4 protein-coding genes are annotated in these 4,739 nt (G+C 72.8%); 1 reads left to right on the top strand and 3 read right to left on the bottom strand.

Annotation, left to right across the window (positions count from 1 at the left end; genetic code table 11):
• The 3 genes from AB8Z75_RS31390 to AB8Z75_RS31380 all read right to left on the bottom strand — a co-directional run.
• Positions 1-826 (bottom strand): acyltransferase (locus AB8Z75_RS31390; protein ID WP_369207968.1); only part of this gene is annotated, 826 nt, incomplete at its 3' end.
• A 168-nt stretch (positions 827-994) separates the two neighbouring features.
• Positions 995-2,194, bottom strand: coding sequence for an MFS transporter (locus AB8Z75_RS31385; RefSeq protein WP_369207966.1), 1,200 nt, complete (start codon positions 2,192-2,194; stop codon positions 995-997).
• Between the two features lie 246 nt (positions 2,195-2,440).
• Complete coding sequence (locus tag AB8Z75_RS31380) at positions 2,441-3,499, bottom strand: endonuclease/exonuclease/phosphatase family protein (protein WP_369207964.1); 1,059 nt, start codon at positions 3,497-3,499, stop codon at positions 2,441-2,443.
• Between the two features lie 358 nt (positions 3,500-3,857).
• Here AB8Z75_RS31380 and panB point away from each other — a divergent pair, with 358 nt between their 5' ends.
• Positions 3,858-4,685 (top strand): 3-methyl-2-oxobutanoate hydroxymethyltransferase, encoded by an 828-nt coding sequence (gene panB / locus AB8Z75_RS31375; RefSeq protein ID WP_369207962.1) that lies wholly within the window; start codon positions 3,858-3,860, stop codon positions 4,683-4,685.
• Positions 4,686-4,739 lie beyond the last annotated feature (54 nt).

Genomic DNA, 4,739 nt, shown 5'->3' with positions numbered 1-4,739 from the left:
GCCGGCGCACAGCACGAGCACCGCCGTCGCCGAGGCAGTACGGGACGAGCCAGCCCGCGGCCAGGTTGAGCCAGCCCAGCCACTCCGGGCCGCCCAGCCCCCGCCGGACCAGGTCCACGTGCACCACGACGGCGAACGGCCACAGCGGGTGCCCGCCCCGCGCCCACGCGGCGCCGAGGCAGTACGGGACGAGCCAGCCCGCGGCCAGGTTGAGCCAGCCCAGCCACTCCGGGCCGCCCAGCCCCCGCCGGACCAGGTCCACGTGCACCACGACGGCGAACGGCCACAGCGGGTGCAGCCGGGCGACCCAGGGCGTCAGCGCCGTGAGGCCCGCGTACACCAGCAGGAACCACAGCGGCGAGAGGACGAGTGTGCCGAGCGTCCGTACCGTCCCGCCTGGGGCACCGGCCGCGAGCAGCACCACCGAGACGGCCGTCCACCCGCACAGCAGCGCCGTCACGGGACGCCACAGCCGGGTCAGTCTGGCGGCCAGCCAGCCCCGGTATCCGAGACCGCGTGCCCGCGCCGACGCCCAGCCGCCGGCCGCCATCCGCCCGCCCACCAGGAAGAAGACCGCGAGGGTCTGCAACAGCCAGGAGAGCGGTGTCACAGCGGGCAGCCGCTCCAGCGGGCTGACGACGTGCAGCGTGCCGCCCTCGGGGACGAGGGCGGTCACCAGCCAGTGCCCGAGGACCACGCCGAGGACGGCCAGGGCGCGCAGCGCGTCGGCGGGACGGTCGCGGCCCGGTGGCGTGGCGGACCCGATCGCGCGGACGAGACCGCGCGCGGCTCCGGCTGGACAGCGGTGACGGGGACCGAGCGCCATGCGGACTCCCGGGGGCCGGTGACGGGACCCGCCGAAAGTACGGAGCCGGCACCCCGCACCGCGTCACCCCACGGAGCCCACCTGCCGGCTACCTCCCGGGTATGACAGGGGGACCCGGGTATGACAGGGATGCGGGTACGGGGATGCGGGTACGGGGACGCCGGCGCCTCAGCTGCCCGAGTGGACCTCGACCGGGTGCTCGCCCGCGCGGGCCACCACCCGCGACTCGCCGCGGGCCGCGGTGCCCGCCACGAGCGCGATCGCCAGACCCGCCAGGGCGAGGACCGCGCCGACGAGTGTGGGCGACATCCACCCCCAGCCCGCCGAGATGACGACGCCGCCGAGCCAGGCACCGCCCGCGTTGGCGAGGTTGAACGCCGAGTGGTTCGACGCCGAGGCCAGCGTGGGCGCGTTCGAGGCGGCACGCATCACCAGCATCTGGACGGGCGTGGTGATCAGGAACCCGACGGCGCCCAGCAGCCCCACCAGGACCAGCGCCGCCCACGTGACGGGCGCCGCGAAGTGGAAGACCACCATGATGACGGCCATCAGACCGAGCGCCGCGTACAGGGTGCGGCGCGGGGCCCGGTCGGTCAGCGGTCCCGCGACGAGCGTGCCGAGCGTCATGCCGATGCCGAAGAGGGCGAGCACCCACGTCACGGACGACTCGGCCAGCCCGGTGACCTCGGTCATCATCGAGGCGAGGTAGCTGTAGACGGCGAAGACGCCGCCGAACCCGAAGACGGCGGTCAGCAGCCCGAGCACGACCTGGCGGTTGCCCAGGGCACGCAGTTCGTGCTTGACCCCGCCCTGGTGCTCCAGCGGCAGGCGCGGCACCAGCAGGGCGAGCGAGACCATCGCGACCAGGCCGATGAGGGTGACGACCACGAAGGTGGCACGCCAGCCCAACTGCTGGCCCAGCGCGGTACCGCCGGGGACGCCGACGATGTTGGCGACGGTCAGCCCCAGGAACATCGTGGCGACGGCGCGGGCGGCACGGCCCTCCCGCACCAGACGCGCGGCGACGACGGCGCCGACGCCGAAGAAGGCACCGTGCGGCAGCCCGGCCAGCACCCGCCCCGCCAGCAGTGTGCCGAATCCGGGCGCGAGGGCCGAGGCGAGGTTGCCGAGCGTGAACAGCGCCATCAGCAGCAGCAGCATCAGCTTGCGCGGGACGCGCGCGCCGACGGCGGTGAGCAGCGGGGCGCCGAGGACGACACCGAGCGCGTAGGCGGACACCAGGTATCCGGCGGTCGGCACGGACGTGCCGAGATCGTCGGCGACGTTCGGCAGCAGGCCCATCATCACGAACTCGGTGGTGCCGATCCCGAAGGCGCCCACAGCGAGTGCGAGCAGAGCCAGAGGCATGCGGTAAGAACCTTTCGGGTGATTTCGAGCTATACGGAACGATCAACGGGGGGCGCGGGCACGCGCGCATGCAGGGCAGGGCGGCGCAGCGCCGGGGCGCCCTGAATGTTTTGCCGAAGAACAAAGTCTCGCAGCCAGATGTTCCGAGGCGCAAAACACGGCGTTACGGGCAGGCGAAGCCGGCTGCCGGGGATCTGCACAGGCCCCTGTCGTGAGCGCATGGGCACGCGGAGTGCGTGCCCACGCTCAGTCCGTGAGGTTCAGCTTCGCCGCGATCGGCAGGTGATCGCTGCCGGTGGACGGCAGGGTCCACGCGGAGACCGGGTCGGGGCCCTTGACCATGATCTGGTCGATCCGGGCCATCGGGAACGAGGCGGGCCAGCTGAAGCCGAACCCGTCGCCCGCGGCACCCTGCGCGGAGCGCAGTTGCGAGGTGATCGGGGCGAGCGCCCGGTCGTTCATGGTGCCGTTCAGATCGCCGAGGAGGACCACGTTGTCCGCCGGGTCGTCGGAGATGGCCTCACCGAGCGCGTCGGCGCTGCCGTCCCGCTGCCCGGCCGTGAAGCCCGCGCGGAACTGCACACGCACGGACGGCAGGTGGGCGGCGTAGACGGCAACGTCCCCCTTGGGCGTCTCCACGGTGGCGCGCATGGCACGAGGCCAGCCCATCTTGAGGTCGACGGCCCGGATGTCGGTCAGCGGGTACTTGCTCCAGATCCCGACCGTGCCGGTGAGCTTGTGGTACGGATGCGTCTTGTCCAGGCCCGCCCGGTAGGAGGCGGCCTGCGGCCGTGACACCTCCTCCAGCGCGATGACGTCGGCCCCCGAGGCGGCCAACTTCCTGGCCGTACCCCGGGGATCGGGGTTCTCCGCGTTGACGTTGTGGGTGACGACCGTCAGATCGCCCGAGGCGGCGGCCGACTTGTCGCCGAAGACGCCGCCGAACAAGTTCAGCCACATGAGCGAGGGCAGCACCAGCGCGAGCAGCGCGGTGACCGAACGCCGCAGCAACCCCGCGAGGAGCAGCACCACGATCCCCAGGCCGCCCCAGGGCAGGAACGTCTCCCACAGCGAACCGAGGTTGCCGATGGAGTTGGGGATCTCGGCGTGCAGGAGGAACGCCAGAGCGAGGACGACCGCGAGCGCCGCCGGCACCCAGCCGCGCCGCCATTTCCCCGGGCCTGACCAGCCGGAGAAGGCCCTGCCCTGACGGCCGCCGGGCCGCCGTGCGAGCCGGGAGAAGAATCCCGCCCGCCGGTCGCCGTCTTCGCTGTACGTGGCCTCCGACGTGTACGCGCGCGCCATCCGCCGTCCTCACTTGCCTGTGCTGGTGCCCGATGAACGATAGGCGATGCCGGTTCTCAACCAGTTAAACCCTTCGGTCCAACTGCCGTCTTCGCCCGGAACCCGGTGGGTCGGGTAGGGAGTCTGCTGAGAAGACGAGAGGCGGGGGCTGCCGGGTTCCGGCAGGTCGAGGCGGTTTCGTGGCTGTGACACAACGCGCACCTCACACGCCCGCGCACGCCCCGGCGCGCAGCCCGCCGCCCACGCCCGGGACCGCCGAGGTGCCTCCCCTACCGGGGGCGTCGGGGGCGTGCCAGCATGGGCCCTGATCCGGAGACGCCGTCAGGGCGCTTCGAGACGACATTTTGGAGACAGAGCCATGCCACAGACGCTCTACGGAGGAACCCGCAATCGCCGTGTGACCGTGCGCGACCTCGCACTCGCCAAGGAGCGGGGCGAGAGGTGGCCCATGCTCACCGCGTACGACGCGATGACCGCCTCGGTCTTCGACGAGGCCGGCATCCCCGTGCTGCTCGTCGGCGACTCGGCCGGCAACTGCCACCTCGGGTACGAGACGACCGTTCCCGTCACCCTCGACCAGATGGCCCTGCTGACCGCCGCGGTCGTACGCGGTACAGAACGGGCCCTCATCGTCGCCGACCTGCCGTTCGGCTCCTACCAGGAAGGCGAGGTCCAAGCCCTGCGCAGCGCCACCCGGCTGGTCAAGGAAGCCGGGGCCGGCGCCGTGAAGCTGGAGGGCGGCGAGAGGTCCGCCGGCCAGATCGAGCTCATCGTGCGGTCCGGCATCCCCGTGATGGCCCACATCGGACTGACCCCCCAGTCCGTGCACGCCATGGGCTACCGGGTCCAGGGCCGCGGCGAGGAGGCTGCCGCCCAGCTGATGCGGGACGCCAAGGCCGCCCAGGACGCCGGGGCCTTCGCCGTCGTCATGGAGACGGTGCCCGCGCCCGTCGCCGCCCAGGTCACCCGGGCGTTGCAGGTGCCGACCGTCGGCATCGGCGCGGGGGCCGACTGCGACGCGCAGGTCCTGGTGTGGACCGACATGGCCGGTCTCACGCCCGGCAAGCTGCCCCGCTTCGTGAAGCAGTACGCCGACGTGCGGGGCGCGCTCGGTGACGCCGCGCGCGCCTACGCCGAGGACGTCGTCTCCGGGGCGTTCCCGGCGCCGGAGCACTCCTACGAGTGACCCGCTCCCCCGCCCGCCCGCCGCCTCCCGGTGGCGGGCGGGCGGGGAGACTTC

Origin of the sequence: Streptomyces sp. PU-14G (assembly GCF_041028275.1) — a bacterium.
Classification (GTDB): domain Bacteria; phylum Actinomycetota; class Actinomycetes; order Streptomycetales; family Streptomycetaceae; genus Streptomyces.
This window is presented reverse-complemented; position numbering and strand designations above follow the sequence as displayed.

Excerpts from the sequence above, each read along its gene's own strand:
- AB8Z75_RS31380 (WP_369207964.1), bottom strand. The coding sequence starts at position 3,499 with ATGGCGCGCGCGTACACGTCGGAGGCCACGTACAGCGAAGACGGCGAC.
- AB8Z75_RS31385 (WP_369207966.1), bottom strand. The coding sequence starts at position 2,194 with ATGCCTCTGGCTCTGCTCGCACTCGCTGTGGGCGCCTTCGGGATCGGC.
- panB (WP_369207962.1), top strand. The coding sequence starts at position 3,858 with ATGCCACAGACGCTCTACGGAGGAACCCGCAATCGCCGTGTGACCGTG.